The 16355-nt window shown below is 71.1% G+C and carries 18 protein-coding genes and 1 pseudogene; 10 read left to right on the top strand and 9 right to left on the bottom strand.

Features of this window, described 5'->3' with window-relative positions; genetic code table 11:
- The first annotated feature begins 66 nt into the window (after positions 1 to 66).
- The 3 genes from MXD64_RS13065 to MXD64_RS13055 are packed head-to-tail and all read left to right on the top strand — an operon-like array spanning position 67 to position 2303.
- On the top strand, positions 67 to 1359 hold the full coding sequence (locus MXD64_RS13065) for an aminotransferase class V-fold PLP-dependent enzyme (protein ID WP_042538176.1): 1293 nt from the start codon (positions 67 to 69) through the stop codon (positions 1357 to 1359).
- A complete protein-coding gene (gene sufU / locus MXD64_RS13060) occupies positions 1356 to 1805 on the top strand; it encodes a Fe-S cluster assembly sulfur transfer protein SufU (protein ID WP_214532265.1) in 450 nt (149 codons plus the stop codon). The genes MXD64_RS13065 and sufU overlap by 4 nt, the downstream gene beginning before the upstream one ends.
- A 27-nt stretch (positions 1806 to 1832) precedes the next feature.
- Positions 1833 to 2303: a GNAT family N-acetyltransferase gene (locus MXD64_RS13055; protein WP_140449039.1), complete on the top strand. Its 471-nt coding sequence runs from the start codon at positions 1833 to 1835 to the stop codon at positions 2301 to 2303.
- Here the strand turns inward: MXD64_RS13055 and MXD64_RS13050 are convergent.
- A complete protein-coding gene (locus MXD64_RS13050; protein WP_017888474.1) occupies positions 2296 to 3108 on the bottom strand; it encodes a hypothetical protein in 813 nt (270 codons plus the stop codon). The genes MXD64_RS13055 and MXD64_RS13050 overlap by 8 nt on opposite strands.
- Positions 3109 to 3126: 18 nt before the next feature.
- Positions 3127 to 4179, bottom strand: a complete 1053-nt coding sequence (locus tag MXD64_RS13045; RefSeq protein WP_017888475.1) for a zinc-binding alcohol dehydrogenase family protein — start codon at positions 4177 to 4179, stop codon at positions 3127 to 3129.
- A gap of 95 nt (positions 4180 to 4274) precedes the next feature.
- Here MXD64_RS13045 and MXD64_RS13040 point away from each other — a divergent pair, with 95 nt between their 5' ends.
- Positions 4275 to 4850 (top strand): TetR family transcriptional regulator, encoded by a 576-nt coding sequence (locus tag MXD64_RS13040; RefSeq protein ID WP_031260427.1) that lies wholly within the window; start codon positions 4275 to 4277, stop codon positions 4848 to 4850.
- Here MXD64_RS13040 and MXD64_RS13035 read toward each other — a convergent pair.
- Positions 4804 to 5259, bottom strand: coding sequence for a GNAT family N-acetyltransferase (locus MXD64_RS13035; RefSeq protein WP_017888477.1), 456 nt, complete (start codon positions 5257 to 5259; stop codon positions 4804 to 4806). The genes MXD64_RS13040 and MXD64_RS13035 overlap by 47 nt on opposite strands.
- Positions 5260 to 5312: 53 nt before the next feature.
- On the opposite strand from MXD64_RS13035, the gene MXD64_RS13030 reads away from it, so the two are divergent.
- Positions 5313 to 5882 carry a uridine kinase family protein gene (locus tag MXD64_RS13030; protein WP_017888478.1) on the top strand — a complete coding sequence of 190 codons (570 nt, stop codon included), beginning with the start codon at positions 5313 to 5315 and terminating at the stop codon, positions 5880 to 5882.
- On the opposite strand, the gene MXD64_RS13025 is transcribed toward MXD64_RS13030, so the two are convergent.
- Complete coding sequence (locus MXD64_RS13025; RefSeq protein ID WP_017888479.1) at positions 5870 to 6322, bottom strand: MarR family winged helix-turn-helix transcriptional regulator; 453 nt, start codon at positions 6320 to 6322, stop codon at positions 5870 to 5872. The two genes, MXD64_RS13030 and MXD64_RS13025, sit on opposite strands and share 13 nt — an antisense overlap.
- 62 nt (positions 6323 to 6384) lie before the next feature.
- Here MXD64_RS13025 and MXD64_RS13020 point away from each other — a divergent pair, with 62 nt between their 5' ends.
- From MXD64_RS13020 to MXD64_RS13010, 3 genes and pseudogenes are all read left to right on the top strand, one after another.
- Complete coding sequence (locus MXD64_RS13020) at positions 6385 to 6753, top strand: VOC family protein (protein ID WP_017888480.1); 369 nt, start codon at positions 6385 to 6387, stop codon at positions 6751 to 6753.
- Positions 6754 to 6938: 185 nt separating this feature from the next.
- Positions 6939 to 8293 (top strand): annotated as a pseudogene (locus MXD64_RS13015) (LLM class flavin-dependent oxidoreductase).
- A 4-nt stretch (positions 8294 to 8297) separates the two neighbouring features.
- Entirely contained in the window at positions 8298 to 8789 is a 492-nt protein-coding gene (locus tag MXD64_RS13010; RefSeq protein ID WP_214532274.1) for a GNAT family N-acetyltransferase, read from the top strand.
- Between the two features lie 6 nt (positions 8790 to 8795).
- Here the strand turns inward: MXD64_RS13010 and MXD64_RS13005 are convergent, their stop codons facing one another.
- The 4 genes from MXD64_RS13005 to MXD64_RS12990 all read right to left on the bottom strand — a co-directional run bounded on the left by MXD64_RS13005 (position 8796) and on the right by MXD64_RS12990 (position 12993).
- Complete coding sequence (locus MXD64_RS13005; protein ID WP_017888483.1) at positions 8796 to 9563, bottom strand: SGNH/GDSL hydrolase family protein; 768 nt, start codon at positions 9561 to 9563, stop codon at positions 8796 to 8798.
- Positions 9564 to 9638: 75 nt separating this feature from the next.
- Positions 9639 to 10568: an acetamidase/formamidase family protein gene (locus MXD64_RS13000; protein WP_263136551.1), complete on the bottom strand. Its 930-nt coding sequence runs from the start codon at positions 10566 to 10568 to the stop codon at positions 9639 to 9641.
- Positions 10565 to 11971, bottom strand: coding sequence for an APC family permease (locus MXD64_RS12995; RefSeq protein ID WP_017888485.1), 1407 nt, complete (start codon positions 11969 to 11971; stop codon positions 10565 to 10567). Before MXD64_RS12995 ends, MXD64_RS13000 begins: the two co-directional genes overlap by 4 nt.
- 116 nt (positions 11972 to 12087) lie before the next feature.
- The gene (locus MXD64_RS12990; RefSeq protein ID WP_263136550.1) at positions 12088 to 12993 is read right to left on the bottom strand and encodes a proline iminopeptidase-family hydrolase; all 906 of its coding nucleotides are present in this window, start codon (positions 12991 to 12993) and stop codon (positions 12088 to 12090) included.
- A gap of 87 nt (positions 12994 to 13080) precedes the next feature.
- Between MXD64_RS12990 and MXD64_RS12985 the strand changes: the two genes are divergently transcribed.
- The gene (locus MXD64_RS12985) at positions 13081 to 13812 is read left to right on the top strand and encodes a FadR/GntR family transcriptional regulator (RefSeq protein ID WP_017888487.1); all 732 of its coding nucleotides are present in this window, start codon (positions 13081 to 13083) and stop codon (positions 13810 to 13812) included.
- 61 nt (positions 13813 to 13873) lie between these two features.
- Here MXD64_RS12985 and MXD64_RS12980 read toward each other — a convergent pair whose 3' ends face one another.
- Entirely contained in the window at positions 13874 to 14437 is a 564-nt protein-coding gene (locus tag MXD64_RS12980; protein WP_140449033.1) for a VOC family protein, read from the bottom strand.
- 240 nt (positions 14438 to 14677) lie between these two features.
- Between MXD64_RS12980 and MXD64_RS12975 the strand changes: the two genes are divergently transcribed.
- Positions 14678 to 16243 carry an NCS1 family nucleobase:cation symporter-1 gene (locus tag MXD64_RS12975; protein WP_042538149.1) on the top strand — a complete coding sequence of 522 codons (1566 nt, stop codon included), beginning with the start codon at positions 14678 to 14680 and terminating at the stop codon, positions 16241 to 16243.
- The last annotated feature ends 112 nt before the right edge of the window (positions 16244 to 16355 follow it).

Genomic DNA, 16355 nt, shown 5'->3' with positions numbered 1-16355 from the left:
GGAACAACGGACACCATGGACGGGTTGCTCCGGACAGCAGCACCAGGAGGACGAGACGTGACAGTCGTGGCGCCGAACCAGCCGCTCACCGAGACCGAGGTCGAGGCGATCAAGCAGGACTTCCCGATCCTCGCGCAGGACGTGAACGGGCAGCCGTTGGCGTACCTGGACTCCGGGGCGACGGCGGAACGCCCGCGTCAGGTCCTCGACGCTGAGCGACGCTTCCTCGAGCACGACAACGCCGCCGTCCACCGCGGTGCGCACACGCTCGCGGCGCTCAGCACCGATGCCTACGAGGACGCCCGTGCCACCGTCGCCGGGTTCATCGGCGCGGCTGCCCCGGCCGAGGTCGTCTGGACCGAGAACGCCACCGATGCCCTCAACCTCGTCGCCTACGGCATGGCCAACGCCAGCCGCGGTCGCGGGGGCGTCGACGCCGCACGCTTCCGGCTCGGCGCCGGCGACGAGATCCTGGTGACCGAGGCCGAGCACCACGCCAACCTCGTGCCGTGGCAGGAACTCGCAGCCCTGACCGGTGCGACCCTGCGCTGGATCCCGGTCGCCGACGACGGCACCTGGACCGCCGACGACGCCGCAGCGCTGATCACCGACCGCACGAGGGTCGTCGCGTTCTCGCACGTCTCGAACGTCACCGGGATGATCGCCCCTGTGGAGCAGGTCGTCGGCCTCGCCCACGCCCGCGGTGCCCTCGTGGTGCTCGACGCCTGCCAGTCCGCGCCGCACCGTCCCCTCGACGTGCAGCAGCTCGGTGTCGACTTCGTCGCGTTCTCCGGGCACAAGATGCTCGGCCCGAACGGCATCGGCGTGCTCTGGGGACGGAGCGAGCTGCTCAACGCCCTGCCGCCGTTCCGCACCGGCGGCTCGATGATCACCACCGTGACGATGGAGGGCTCCGAGTTCATGCCGGCGCCCGAGCGGTTCGAGGCCGGCACGCAGCCCGTGTCCCAGGCGGTCGCCCTGGCCGAGGCCGTGCGCTACCTGCAGGGCATCGGCATGGAACGGGTCCGCGCCCACGAGGAGCACCTCGCCCGCCGGATGCTCGTCGGCCTCGCTGCCGTGCCCGGCATCCGCCTGGTCGGCCCGCCCGCCGGTGTCCCGCGCTCCGGCCTGGTGTCCTTCGACGTCGACGGTGTGCACGCCCACGACGTCTCGCAGTACCTCGACGCGCAGGGCATCGCCGTGCGATCCGGCCACCACTGCGCCCAGCCCCTGCACCGCCGGCTCGGCCTCGTCGCGACGAGCCGTGCCAGCACGTACGTGTACACGACCGAACACGACGTCGACCGGTTCCTCGCAGCCGTCGCCGAGATCCGCGACTACTTCGGAGCGACCGCGTGAACGCCCTCGACAGCCTGTACCAGCAGGTCATCCTCGACCACGCCAAGTCGCGGCACGGCGACGGCGCGATGCCGGACGCGGACGCCTCGCACTTCGAGCGGAACCCCACGTGCGGCGACGAGATCACGGTCAGCCTGCGGCTCGAAGCCGGCACCGACCGCATCGCCGGGCTCGCCTGGCAGGGTGACGGCTGCTCGATCTCGATGGCATCGGCATCGGTCCTCACCGACATGGCCGTCGGCCGCACGGTGCCCGAGTTCCTCGAACTGACCGAGGAGTTCCGTACCATGATGCGCTCACGCGGCGTCGGTGAACCCGACGAGGACGTCCTCGAGGACCTCGTCGCCTTCCACGGCGTCTCCAAGTTCGTCATGCGCGTCAAGTGCGGCATGCTCGCCTGGGTCGCGGCGGAAGCCGCCGCGCGCGAGGCGACCGCGTCCCGCTGAGCCGGGTGCGGCCACGCAGGGGGCGCGATGATCTTCGAGACGGAGCGACCCGGCGCAGGCCGGGCCGACGCGATCGTGCGGGCCTACCTGACCGAGGTCGCGTCGCGGTGGTACGGGCGCGCGGCGACGTCGGCCGAGGTCGACCGTGCGCTCGACGAGGAGCCGTACGACGACCTGCAGGGTGACTCCGGGGTGTTCGTCGTCGCGAGTGAAGGGGAAGCCGCTGCCGCCTGCGCCGGCGTGCGCTTCGTGGGTGCCGTCGGCGAGCTGACGAAGGTGTTCACACTGCCGGAACACCGCGGCCGAGGCATCGGTTCGGCGCTCCTGCGCCACGTGGAGGACTTCTGCCGAGACCGCGGGACCACGTCGCTGCGGCTGGACACGCGGGCCGAGCTCGCCGAGGCCTGTGCCCTCTACGAACGGCTCGGCTTCGTCCGGGTGTCGCCGTTCAACGATGATCCGTACTCGGACCGCTGGTACGCCAAGCGGATCAGCTGATGACGCCGATCTCACGCAGCGCGTCACCGACGCTGATGCGCTCGTTCCGATCCTGCGCCTGCGCCCAGCGGGCCTCCGCGCGCGCGATGGCCTGCTCGTCGAGACCGAGGAGCTCGTAGAGCCCGTCGAGCTCACGCGGTGCGAGGTGCATGAACCGCAGCGGGAACTTCCGTTCGGGGCTCGCGTAGCTCTGCTGGGCGAGCTGGTCGAGGGCGCCCGGATCGGTCTCTCGCTGTTCCATGAGCAGGACGACGGTTCGTGACCGCGTCCCCATGAGGAAGGCCGACCGCACGTTCTCGTCCGGATCGGTCGCCAGGGTGATCTCGACGGCGAGGGGGAGGTCCTCTTCGCAGGCGAGCTCCCAGCGCTGCGAGGTGTCCCCGGTGATCGCGGTGAGCATGTCCGGGTGGACGCCGAGGCCGCGCTCGCCGCGTTCCGGTCGCAGCGACGTCGGGCGGGGGTCGTCCCCGACGCGGGCGGTGGGGAAGCCGACGCCCGTGTACACGGTGTGGGCGATCGGCAGGAACTGGAGCGCCTGGTGCAGTGCGGTCGCGGCGTCCTGCACCGCCGGAGCGGTCACGTCACCGTCGGCGGCCGCGATGGCGGTGGCGTAGTCGGAGAGCGCGGTGTGCTGCTGCTCGATGGCCCGGGCGAACATCTCCTTGCCCCTGGCGGTGTCGCCGAGGAGCCGTGGGTCCAGGTGCAGCGTGACGGCGCTCGGGTCCTGCAGGTGTCCCCGTGGCGTGCCACCGCCCGACATCGTGAAGCTGAAGGTCTCGTCGTCGGGCACGTCGGCATCGGTCACGTCGCTGACGCTACCGGCTCAGGGAAGCGTGACGACGAGCTTCCGGGCGGAGACACCGGCGCGGAGCTCGGCCAGGGCGTCGGGGATCGCGGCGAGTCCCGATCCGACGACGGAGGCGGTCGGGGTGGCACGGTAACGACCCGTGCGGAGCGCTTCGGGCAGGAAGTCGCGGTAGATCGCCGGGCCGACCTCGGACTCCGTCGGGCGGCCACCCCAGATCGCGGTGATGTGCACCCCGTGTCGGCGCTCGAGCCGTGCACGGATCGTCGTCACCGGCGTCGGGTACGCCGACGCGAGCCGACCGGAGCCGGTGGCCGTCCGGACGATCGGGAGCGTGCGGGTCAACGAACCCTGACCGAAGGCGAGGGTGCCGGCGAGCTCCCGGTCGCCGAGTGCGTCGAGGATGCGGCGTGCGGCACCGTCGTCGCGGTAGTCGAACACGGCCTCGGCCCCGAGGTCCTGCACGAACCCGTGGTTCTTCGGCGATGCGGTGCCGATCACGGCGTACCCGGCGGCGCGGGCGAGCTGGACGGCGTTGGCACCGACGCTCGTGGACGCACCCCACACCAGGACGACGCCGTCGCGGTCGACCGTGTCTGCCGTCGGCAGTGACAGTGCGAGCTGGTCCGGTTCGAAGAGACCGGCCGCTGCGGTCGAGACGGCGAGTGGCAGGACCGCCGCCTGCTCGGCGGACAGGTCGTCGGGCACCGGGGTCGTCACGCGTTCGAGCAGCAGGACCTGGTGCTGGAAGGCGCCTTCGGCAGCGCTGTTCCGGTGCTGTTCCTGCCCCGCCGCGTGCCCGACGACCCGGTCGCCCACGCGGAACCGCTGGACGTCCGGGCCGATCGCGACCACGGTGCCGGCGACGTCCGACCCGAGGACCGCGGGGAACCGCAGCTTCGGGAACACCACGTGCCGGAAGAGCCCGCCGACAGCGTCGACCGGGTTGACCGCGACGGCCTCGGCACGGACGACGAGTTCGCCGGGGCCGGGCTGGGGGACCGGAGCGGGTCCGACGGCGAACCGTCCGGTCGACGTGGTCCACAGTGCTGCGTTGCCGGATGACGACATGGTGTCCCGATCTCGTGCTCGAAGTGAGTCATGACACGACGTGTCATCCCCTATACAACCATGACACGCCGTGTCATCGCCACTACTGTGGACACATGCGTTGGTCTCCGGATGCCCGAGGGCGACTCGAACGAGCGGCGTTCGAGTTGTTCGCCGAGCAGGGCTACGAGGCGACGACCGTGCCGCAGATCACCGCACGGGCCGGACTCACGACCCGCACCTTCTTCCGGTACTTCGCCGACAAGCGCGAGGTGATCTTCGCCGGTGACGAGATCCCCGACCTCGCCCGGGCTGCCATCGAGGGCGCGCCGACCGGGATCGACCCGCTCGACATCGTCGTGCACGGCCTCTGCACCGTCGCCGACGAGCGGTTCGAGGGGCGGCACGGCGAGGTCGGCTCGGTGCGGCGGCTGGTGCTGTCCGAGTCCTCGCTCCGGGAGCGCGACGCCCGGAAGCGTGCCGACCTGACGGACGCCGTGCGCGAGGCCTTCGTCCACCGCGGGCTCGACCCGTCCGAGGCGGCGGTGATCGCCGAGACGACCGTGATGCTGTTCCACCTGGCCCTCGAGGCCTGGCTCACCGGACCGGCCGAGCGCCGGATGGCCGACGTGGTCGACGAGCAGCTCAGTGCGCTCCGTGGGGTGCTCGATCGGCGGCCCGCAGCGTCATGAACACGTCGACGCCGTCGTCGGTGTCGAGCACGAAGCCGTGTCGTTCGTACAGTCGGCGGGCAGGGCTGCCCACCAGCACGTTGAGCCGCGTCGGGCCGTCGTGGGGCTCGTCGAGGACGGCGCGCAGCACGGTCGACCCGACTCCACGCCCCTGGACGTCGGGCGCGAGGTAGAAGTGCTCGACCCAGCGGACGTCGTCCTCGACCCGCACGGTGACCGACCCGACGTCGCGGCCGTCGACCACGACGATGCGGGTTAGCTGTGGCTGGAACGCGTCGCGGAGGCGCTGTCGCACACGCGTCTCGTCGAACACACCGAGTCGTGTCAGGTCGTCGCGCAGCACCACGGCCCGGAGCTCGACGAGCCACTCGAGGTCTTCGGTGGTGCTGTCCCGCAGTGCGACGTCCATCCGCTCAGCCTACGAACCCCGGCGCCCGGTCATCGACCTCGTACGCTTGCCCGATGGACCGCGACGGCGTCATCGACCTTGTCGCGTCCCGCCGCGCCTCGGCGCGTGCACCGATCGTCGTCGGTGTCTCCGGGTATTGCGGATCCGGCAAGTCCACGCTGACGCGCACGCTCGTCGAGGGGCTCCCCGGCGCGGTCCGCATCCGCGGCGACGACTTCCTCGACCCCGTTCGGTCCCATCAGCGGTCCTCCGACTGGGATGGCGTCGATCGTCCCCGTCTGGTCTCGTCGGTCCTCGAACCGCACCGGGCCGGTCGGGCGAGCGCGTTCCAGCGGTTCGACTGGTCGGCTCGAGCCCTCGCCCCGGCTGAGCCACTGGCGCGGACGGACGTCCTGATCGTCGACCTGATCGGACTCTTCCACCCCGAGGCGCTCCCGTACCTCGACGTCACGGTCTGGTGTGACGTGGATCTCGAAACTGCGGCTCGTCGGGGCATGGCTCGTGACCGCGCGCTCGGGCGTCGACACGATGCGCTCTGGCGGGACGTGTGGATCCCCAACGAGCGCGACTTCGAGGAGCGGTACGCACCGAAGGACACCGCGTCCGTGCGCTACGTGGCCTGACCGCGGAGTGCAGTGACCATGCTCCGCAGGATCTGACGGGCCTCGGTCTGCTGGTCCGCGGTCAGGTCGGTGAGCATCCGCTGCTCGACCCCGCGGATCGCCGCACTCGCCTGCGCCAGGCTCCGTCGTCCGCTGTCGGTCAGCTGCGTGGGGAGCGCCTTGCCGACCGACGGCTCGGTGGCACGGGTGACGAAGCCGTCCCGCTCCAGGGTCTGCAGCAGCACGTTCATCGACTGCCGGGTGACGAACGTGCCGCGCGCGAGCTCGGAGTTCGACAGGCCGGGTCGCTGCGCCAGCAGTTCGAGGCAGGAGTAGTGCGTCACCGTCATGCCGAGTGGGCGCAGCACGGCTTCCATCGAGGCACGGAGGGCACTCGCGGTCTCCTTGAGCAGGTAGCCGATCGACGTCTCGAGGTGGATGCCGGTGTCGCCTTGACGCATGTCAGTAGTCTGACATAGCTTGTCCCGTGTCAGAAGACTGACACAAACCTGAGGAGCACCACATGCCCGTCACCGGCCCCGACTTCATCTCCCTGCAGACCCGCGACCTCGATGCCTCGCAGGCGTTCTACGAGCGGTACCTCGGTCTCGTCCGCTCCCAGGCAGGCCCGCCGCACGCCGTCGTGTTCGAGACGACGCCGATCGCCTTCGCCCTGCGTGACATCGTCCCCGGCACGGACCTCGACGCGGTGGCACAGCCCGGCATCGGCGCCGCGATCTGGCTGCACGCGACCGACGTCCAGGCGATCCACGACGCGCTGGTGGCCGACGGGCACCGGATCGTCTCGGCGCCGATCGACGGCCCGTTCGGCCGGACGTTCACGTTCGCCGACCCCGACGGCTACCACGTGACGCTCCACGACCGCGCCTGAGCCCCGGAGCCGGCCATGCGTCGGGCGCGGGCGGTGCGCCGGACGCGGGGCGGGCCTCCAGTCCGTCGCCGGAGCCGACCGTCACGCTTCGTCACGATCCGTGACGGTCCGAGGTGTCCGACGTAGCGTCTCGACCCGTGACCACCAGCAGCGAGCACCGGCAGATCCGCTTCAACGCGTTCGACATGAACTGCGTCGCGCACCAGTCCTCCGGACTGTGGCGGCACCCCGCGACCGGTCGCGGGACTACCGCGACCTGACCTACTGGACCGACCTGGCGAAGACGCTCGAGCGCGGCGCGTTCGACGGCATCTTCATCGCCGACGTCCTGGGCACCTACGACGTGTACGGCGGCTCGAACGAGGCCGCGCTCCGCACCGGGTCGCAGGTGCCCGTGAACGACCCGATCCTGCTCGTGTCGGCGATGGCGTCGGTGACCGAGCACCTGGGCTTCGGCATCACGGCCGGCACCGCGTACGAGCACCCGTACCCGTTCGCCCGACGCATGTCGACGCTCGACCACCTGACGGAGGGCCGGGTCGGCTGGAACGTCGTCACCGGGTACCTGCCGAGCGCCGCACGCAACATGGGCCAGACGGACCAGCTGTCGCACGACGACCGGTACGACGTGGCGGACGAGTACCTCGAGGTCCTCTACAAGCTGTGGGAGGGCTCGTGGGAGGACGACGCCGTCGTCGCCGACCGCGAAGCCGGGGTCTTCACGGACCCGGCGAAGGTGCACCCGATCGAGCACCACGGGACGCACTTCGACGTGCCGGGCATCCACCTGTCCGAGCCGTCCGTGCAGCGCACGCCCGTCATCTACCAGGCGGGCGCGTCGCCGCGCGGCATCCGCTTCGCCGCGGAGAACGCGGAAGCGGTCTTCGTGGGCGCACCGACGCTCGAGCAGCTCGCGTCGACCGTCGCGAAGGTCCGGGACGCCCTGGAGGCAGCTGGTCGCGACCGGTACGCCGCCCGCGTCTACACGCTGCTCACCGTGATCACGGACGCCACCGACGAGCTGGCCCAGGCGAAGTACGAGGACTACCTGTCGTACGCGTCGGAGCTCGGTGCGCTGGTGCTCAACTCCGGCTGGATGGGCGTCGACCTGTCGCAGTGGGACCCGGACCAGCCCCTGGGTGACGTCGAGTCGAACGCGATCCAGTCGGCGGCGGCGAACATCGCGGCAGCGACCGGCGAGGACGGGTCGAAGTGGACGATCCGCGACCTGGCGCGGCAGACGGCGATCGGCGGGCTCGGCCCGGTGGCGGTCGGTGGGGGAGCGACCATCGCCGACCGGCTGCAGGAGATCCAGGAGCTGACCGACGTCGACGGCTTCAACCTGGCGTACGCGGTCACGCCGGGCACGTGGGAGGACGTCATCGAGTTCGTGATCCCGGAACTCCGTGCCCGCGGGGCCTACCCGGAGGAGTACGAGCCGGGTTCGCTCCGGCAGAAGCTGCACGGACGCGGGGACCGCCTGCCCGACGAGCACCGTGGGGCGTCGTTCAGGATCGGGAGCCGGGCGGTCGTAGGCTGATCGGGTGATCGAGTCGTCCGTGGTCGTGCGTCCTGCGACCCCGGAGGAGACCGACACCTGCATCGACCTGTGGGCTGCGGCCGTGGCGGCCCGTGACGGCGTCGCCGAGGACCCGGCGGTCCGGGAGCGCGCCCGGCAGAAGTTCGCCGCTGACCACGTCGCCTGGCTGGTGGTGCCCGGACCGGACGGTGCGGTGGACGGCTTCGTACTGGTCACGGCGCCCGGCACCGGACGGTCGACGGACCCGGCGGACGCCGCCTACCTGTCGTTGCTCGCGGTGCGTCCCGGCGTGCAGGCCCGCGGGGTCGGACGGTCGCTGCTGTCCGAGGCCGTGCACGATGCCCGGGTCGCCGGCCACCCGCGCGTGGTGCTGCACGTGCTCGGCGACAACGACCGGGCGGTGCGGCTGTACGAGGCGGGCGGCTTCGTGGCGACGGGCGACGAGTTCGCGCACGCGCTGAGCGGGGTCACCACCCGCGTGTACGTCGCGGGCTGACGCCGGCTACGCGTCCCGACCGTGCACCGGCGTCCACGTCGGGTAGGTCGCCGAACGCCCGTCGCCCGACGACGTGCGGGTGATCCGGCGCTGCAGCCACGGCAGGACGTACTCGCGGTAGTAGCGGAGCTCTTCTCCCAGGCGAGCCCGGGTGGCGCCGGCGTCCGCGGGCTCGACCGGCGCGGGGCCGTCGAGGACCGCGTGCAGCGCCAGGTCCGCGACGCGCTGGTGCCCGGTGGCGTTCATGTGCAGCCGGTCGTCCGACCAGAACTCGGCGCGGCCGAGGTGCGGGTCGCGGGAGACGTCGACGAACGGCAGGCCGCGGCGTCGGGCGAGGGTGCCGAGCGCCTCGGCCCAGGCGTCACCGCGGCGGTTGATCAGGGAACCGAGGGGCAGGCGGGCGCTCGGGTCGGCCGGGCTGAGGAGCGCCAGGCGTGCGCCGGTGGCCTCGACGCGGTCGGCGGCGGCCTCGACCTGCCCGATCAGCGCGTCCACCTCGAAGCGCGGGCGCAGCAGGTCGTTGCCGCCGGCGCAGAAGGTGATCAGGGTCGGCGCCGGGTCGAGCGCGAGTGCGGCGCCGAGCTGGCCGTCGAGGACCCCGGCGAGCAGTCGGCCGCGCACCGCGAGGTTCGCGTACGAGACGTGGGCGTCCGAGGCGCCCGCCATCGCGCTCGCGAGTCGTCCGGTCCAGCCGGGGAACGGAGCGGCCCCGGCGTCGCCGATGCCCTCCGAGAAGCTGTCGCCGATCGCGACGTAGCGGATGGTGTCGTGCATGCGCCCATCATCGTGCACATGCCTGTGCAGGTTCCCGGCACGACAGTCGTACCGGGAACCCGCATCAGCGAACCCTCACAGCACCGACTTCGGGACCCGGTGCAGGGTGACTGCGCCGACGGCGGCGAAGGGGTGCAACGGGTCCGGCGCGGTGGAGCCGGTCGGCCCGCCGAGCTTCGAGTCACCGACCGCGCTGAGCACCGCGTAGGCGTCCTCGGCGGTCCAGCCGTGCTCGTCGACGAGGAACGCGAAGGCGTCCTCGTACCCGCGCCGGACGCTCTCCTGCACGGGGTCGCCGAGACCGACGAACAGCCAGTCGTCAGCGGTCTCGATGCGGGGTGCGCGGAGCACGGGGCCGCCCTTGACCAGGTCGACGGAGACGATCGCGGTGCCCTGGGCCTCGATGGCGACGAACGACGACTCGCCCTCGGCCATGAGCGCGTGGATGTCGCCGATCGACAGCAGCGCGCCGGGGACCCGGACGGGCAGGGACACGGTCGAGCCGGGGCGGGCCTCGGTGACGTCCATGTTGCCGCCCTCCGGGTAGGCCGGCATGATCGTCGAGTTCTCACCCTCGGCCGGGGCCGTCCCGATGCACCCGATCATCGGCCGCACGGGGAACCGGTGCCGGTCGGACACCTGCACCGTGCCGTCCGAGATCCGGCATCGGCGGGCGAAGACCCGGTCGCCCATCACGTGCTGCAGGGCCCCGGAGCCGGGCAGGGACACCGACCACCCGTGCGTGGTCAGCTCGATGGCGTGGATGGTCACCACGAGGGTGTCGCCGGGTTCTGCCCCCTCGACGAACACCGGGCCGGTCACCGGGTTGATCGGTGCCTGCAGCTGCGCCATGTCGTGGTGCTGGTCGAGTTCGGCGTAGACGGCGTCGGTGGTCTCGAAGCCGATGGTCTCGCCGGTGCCGGGGCGGACCCGCAGCACGGGCTCCCGGTCTGCGGAGAACCCGGGGCGGCCGAGGGTGTTCGGCAGGAAGTGGTCCGGGGTCATCGTGCGTCCTCCGTCGTCGGTTCTGCTTCCGAGCCGACCTCGGTGGAACGGCCGGTGCGTCGGTAGTACAGGAACACGGCCGCGCCGACGATCAGCCAGACGATGCCGCCGACCTTCGCCTCGACCGCGGCGTTCAGCAGGACGTACCCGATGATCAGGAACCCGATCAGCGGCACGACCAGGTGCAGCAGCCAGTTGCGCGACTTCCCCTTGACGACGTGGTGCACGAAGACGGACACGTGCAGGAGCATGAAGCCGAACAGCGCGCCGAAGTTCACGAGCGACGAGATCGTGTCGATCTGCCCGACGAAGAACAGCACCAGGATCGCGGACAGCACCGAGACGACGATGATCGCGTTCTGCGGCACCTGGCGACCGTTGAGCTTGTGCAGGAACGCGGGCAGCTGACGGTCGCGGCTCATCGAGAAGAGGAGGCGGCTGGTCGCGGCCTGCGCGGCCATGGCGTTCGCGATGCCGACGGCGAGCACGTTGACGGCGAAGAACGCGGTGGCCCACCCGCTCGACGACGCCTGCTCGACGATGGTGAAGAAGGCATTTCCGGCCTCACCCTTCGGGAACGCGTCACGACCCCCGGCGAGGGCGCTGGCGAGCCAGGTCTGCAGGATGAACAGGAACGCCACGATGACGAGCGCCAGGATCATCGCCGTGCCGGCTCCGCCACGACGGCCGGTGGACTCCTCGGACAGGGTGGAGATGCCGTCGAAGCCCAGGAAGCTCAACACCGCGATCGACAGCGCCGACGCGATGAGCGGGGCCGACACCTTGGCCGGGTCCCAGATCTGCGCGGTGCTGAAGGATGCGTCCGGGATCGTGCCGCCGGTCAGCGCGACGATCGCGATGACGACGAAGATCGCGACGAAGACGAGCTCGATGAGCAGGAAGATGCGGTTCGCGAGCTTGAGCGAGGACACCCCGGCCAGGTTGATGACGGTGTTGATCGCGACGAACACGAGTGCCCACAGCCAGCGGGGCGTGCCCGGGAAGATGCCGACCATGCTCTCGGCGGCGAACACGTAGAGCAGCGTCGGGACGAGCAGGTAGTCGAGCAGGATCGCCCAGCCGGCGAAGAACCCGGCGGTGGGGTGGATGCCGCGGCCGACGTACGAGAACACGCTGCCGGCGAGGGGGATCGACTTCGCCATCTGCGCGTAGGCCAGAGCGGTGAAGATCATCGCGACGAGGCCGACCAGGTACACCAGCGGCACCATGCCGCTGGAGGCGTTGTAGACGGTCCCGAAGATCGCCCACGGGGCGATCGGGACCATGAAGACCAGCCCGTAGATGAGCAGGTCGGTGGTGCTGACGGAGCGCTTGAGCTCCTGCTTGTAGCCGTAGGCCTCGAGCTGCTGCTGTGCGGAGAGCTCGCTGTGCTGCTGCGACATGTCGGGTTCCGTTTCGGGTGGAGGGACGGGTGCGGCTGTGGGGGGGGGGGGGGGACTTCCGGTCTGGAGGCGCGGGGCGGGCCCGCCCCGCGCCTCCAGGGATGGTCGTGGCCGGGTCAGGCGTCGTCGTGCGCGGCCAGGAAGGCCGCGACGACCCGGCGGAACTCCGCCGGCTGCTCCAGGTGCGAGCAGTGGCTCGCGCCGGGGAAGACGTGCTGTCGGACGTCGGCGATCCGCTCGACGAACGGGGCCCACGTGGCGGGGGTGGCCTCGTCGTGCTCGCCGGCGACGACGAGCGTCGGCACGGCGACGCGGTCGAGCCGGTCGACGATGGTCCAGTCGCGCATCGTGCCGACGACGTGGAACTCGTTCGGGCCGTTCATCGTGTGGTAGACCGTCGGCTCGCGCTCCATCTGCTCCTCGGAGTCGACGAAGTCCGGATGGCTCGGGACCACGCGGCAGACGTGCCGCTCGTAGAAGACCTGCGTCGCCGCAAGGTACTCGGGGTCGTCGACGGTGTCGGCCGTCTCGTGCCGGGTCAGGGCGTCCTGCACGTCGGCGGGCAGCTGCGCGCGGAGCTCGGCGGCGCCGTCGACCCAGAGCTGCATCGACGCGGGGGAGTTGCAGATCGCCAGCGAGCGGAGGCCCGCGGGCTGCTGCACCGCGATCTCTGCGCCGAGCATGCCGCCCCACGACTGCCCGAGCACGTGGTGGTCGCCGAGCCCGAGGTGCTCGACCAGGGCTGTGTACTCGTCGACGAACAGCTGCGGCTGCCAGGTGTCGGCCGGGGCGTCCGGGCGGTGGGTGCTCCGGCCGCAGCCGAACTGGTCGTGGTGGACGACGGTCCGGCCGGTCTCGTCGGCCAGGGCCGCGAGGTTCCGGAGGTAGTCGTGGGCCATGCCGGGCCCGCCGTGCAGGACGACGAGGGGCAGCGCGCCGGCGACCGGGGTGTCGGGCGTGGTGACCCGGTACCAGGTCTCGCCGTCGCGGAACGGCATCGTGGATTCGGTGATGCTGGACATGGGGGTCAGCATGGAGCGGAAAAAGGTCCCACGCAATACCTTTTCTGCTGCCTTAACGTGGTCGTAACACCGTGAAGGGGGGTCCGTGTGTCCGATCGTGCGACCGAGACGCGCGTCGACGAGGTCGAGGACCGCCTCGTGACCGCCGTCGCCGTGGGCGAGTACCTGCCCGGCGCGAACCTGCCGCCGGAACGCGAACTGGCCGGCCTGCTCGGCGTCGCCCGGGTCACCGTTCGCAGTGCGATCGCCCGGCTCGTCGAACGGGGGCTGCTCGAGACCCGTCGAGGCCGGGGCGGTGGCACGTTCGTCCGCACCGAGTGGCCGGACAGCTCGTCGGACGCCGTCGGGCGGGTGCTGCTCGCCCGGTGGGAGGCGATCCAGGACACCGCCGACGCCATCGCGCTGCTGCACGGGGCGCTCGCCACGGCCGCCGCGGAACGGGTGACCCCGGAGGACGCCGCCCTGATCCGGGCACGGCTCGAGGTGTTCCGCGACGCCACCTCGGGTCTCGAGAAGCAGCAGGCCGACGCCGTGCTGCACCGGACGATCATCGACGCCGCGCGGAACGACGCCCTGCGGACGGCGCTCGCCGGGTTGGAGGCGCAGATCTCCATCGCCGCTCCGGCGCACCTGTGGGGCACGGCCGAGGGCATGGCGGAGATGGAGACCCGTGCGCTCCACGAGCACGAACGGCTGGTGGACGCGGTGTGTTCTGGCCGCGCACCCGAGGCGGGCGTGATCGCCCGGCAGCACGTCGGGATCGACGTCGAACTGCTCGAACGGGCCGTGCGGCGGACGGGGCAGGTGCCCCGGCACTGAGGGGCGGTCTGCTGGTCGGTGTGTTGCTTCTCGGTTGGTCGGTCGGTGCGGCGGTTGCTCGTCAGTGCACGGCTGGTGCCGGCACCGGGTAGACGTCGTCCGGCATCGGCCACGGCGCCCACTTCGGCCGCGGCGCGTACACCAGGTACGGCTGCGGCGTCGGGTAGCTGACGAGCTCGAGCGTCGACCCCCACGGCGTGCGGGTGTACACGAACCGGTTGCCGGGCCCCGCCTCGTCACCACGCAGGTCGCGGGGGTCGGAGTTCCGGGTGCCCCCGGCCGCCTCGACCCGGGCGAGCGTCTCGTCCAGGTCGTCGGCGTAGATCGCCAGGTGCTGCCACCCCAGGTCGGACGGGTGTGCGGCGTGCCGCTGCTCGGGTCCCAGGTACTCGAACAGCTCGAGCCCCGGGCCTTCGGGCAGCGCGAGCATCCGCATGGCCCCCTGCGCCATGGTGCTCGGGATCCCGAGGTACCCGTGGGCCTCGGGACTGCTGTTCGGCATCTCGTCACGACGGCGCATGTCGTACAGGACGACGGCGTCGAACGCCGCCTCGAAGAACTCCGTGGCTGCGTCGATGTCCGGCACCGTGACGCCCACGTGATCGATCCTGATTCCCCTGCTCATGGTCGATTCGTACCACCGGTAGTCGCCACCGCTTCTGTCCGGGCGAGGTCCGTGCGGGGTGCGTGCCCATCGATGCGGCAAGCCGCAGTGCGGGTCTCCTGCGACCTTCCGGAACGGTCGTTCCAGGACGGGGGCTGGGACACACGACCGTTACACGAGGGAAACGGCGGGGGCGAAGTCGCTCCGTAGCTTCGTGCTCAAGCACGCACCGCCCCGCTTCCCACTCCCTCGGAGGACGCCATGGCTACCGACATCGCGACACCAGTCGCCGCGCCCCACGCCCCCACCACGACCGCCGCTCCTGCCCCGGCGGGTGCCGGCGTCGTCAAGCCCGGGTACGACCCGGCGCTCACGAACGAGGACCTCGCCCCGCTCCGCGAACAGCGCTGGACGAGCTACAACTTCTTCGCCTTCTGGATGTCGGACGTGCACTCGGTCGGCGGCTACGTCACTGCCGGGTCGCTCTTCGCCCTCGGCATCGCGAGCTGGCAGGTGCTCATCGCCCTGGTGGTCGGCATCCTGATCGTGCAGGTCTTCGCGAACCTGGTCGCCAAGCCGTCGCAGCGCACGGGAGTGCCGTACCCCGTGATCAACCGCGCGGTGTTCGGAGTGCTCGGCGCGAACGTCCCCGCCATCATCCGCGGTCTCATCGCGATGGCCTGGTACGGCGTGCAGACCTTCCTGGCGGCACAGTCGCTGAACATCATCTTCCTCAAGTTCATCCCGGCGTCGGCGGGGCTGCTCGACCACTCGTTCCTCGGGCTGTCGGCCCTGGGGTGGATCTCGTACGCGATCCTCTGGGTGGCGCAGGGGGCGCTGTTCTGGATGGGCATGGAGGCCATCAAGCGGTTCATCGACTGGGCCGGACCGGCGGTCTACGTGGTGATGATCGTGCTCGCGGTCTACCTGGTCAGCCAGGCGGGCATCGGCAACATCTCGTTCACCCTGTCGGCGGGCGAGCCGCTGTCGTTCGGGGCGTCGATCCCGGTGATGCTGTCCGCGGTCGCCCTGGTGGTCAGCTACTTCTCCGGCCCGATGCTGAACTTCGGTGACTTCTCGCGCTACGGCCGGTCGTTCCGGGCGGTCAAGCGCGGCAACTTCTGGGGACTGCCGATCAACTTCCTGTTCTTCTCGGTCCTGACGGTGCTCTGCGCGAGTGCGACGATGCCGGTGTTCGGCAAGCTCATCACCGACCCGATCGAGACCGTGCAGGCCATCGGAGCACCCTTCGCGATCCTGCTCGGTGGCCTGACGTTCGTCACCGCGACCGTCGGCATCAACATCGTCGCGAACTTCATCAGCCCCGCGTTCGACTTCTCGAACGTGGCGCCCCGGAAGATCTCGTGGCGTGCCGGCGGCATGATCGCCGCCGTCGGCTCGGTGCTCCTCACCCCGTGGAACTGGTACGGCAACGACCAGGCGATCCTGTACACGCTCGGTGTGCTCGGTGCGCTGATCGGCCCGCTGTTCGGCATCCTCATCGCGGGCTACTACATCGTCGGCAAGCAGCGCATCGCGATCGACGACATGTACTCCACCAGCCGCACTGCCCGGTACTGGTACCGCGGCGGCTTCAACCCGAACGCCATCTGGACCCTCGTGGTCACCGGCGCGGTCTCGGTCGCGAGCGCGGTCCTGCCCCCGGCGCTGGGCGTGCTGCCGTGGCTGTCGAGCTACAGCTGGTTCATCGGCTGCGGCCTGGGCCTCGTCGTCTTCTGGGCACTCGAGCGCGCCCGGCCGAGCATGCCCGTGCTCGACGCGGACGACCCGACGGTCGACGACGGCGCGGCCGTCGGTCGCGCCTGACCGTCGGCGTCGCGGCCCGTCCTCCACAGGGCGGGTCGCGACGCTCGCTCGTCCACGGATCCACACCACGGCCGGGAGGTCCGCCCCGGCCCCGCCACGATGGTCACCACCC

The organism is Curtobacterium sp. Arg-1, assembly GCF_025643395.1.
Taxonomy (GTDB): domain Bacteria; phylum Actinomycetota; class Actinomycetes; order Actinomycetales; family Microbacteriaceae; genus Curtobacterium; species Curtobacterium poinsettiae.
Note: the sequence above shows the minus strand (reverse complement) of the source record. Positions and strands in the feature narration are given on the sequence as shown.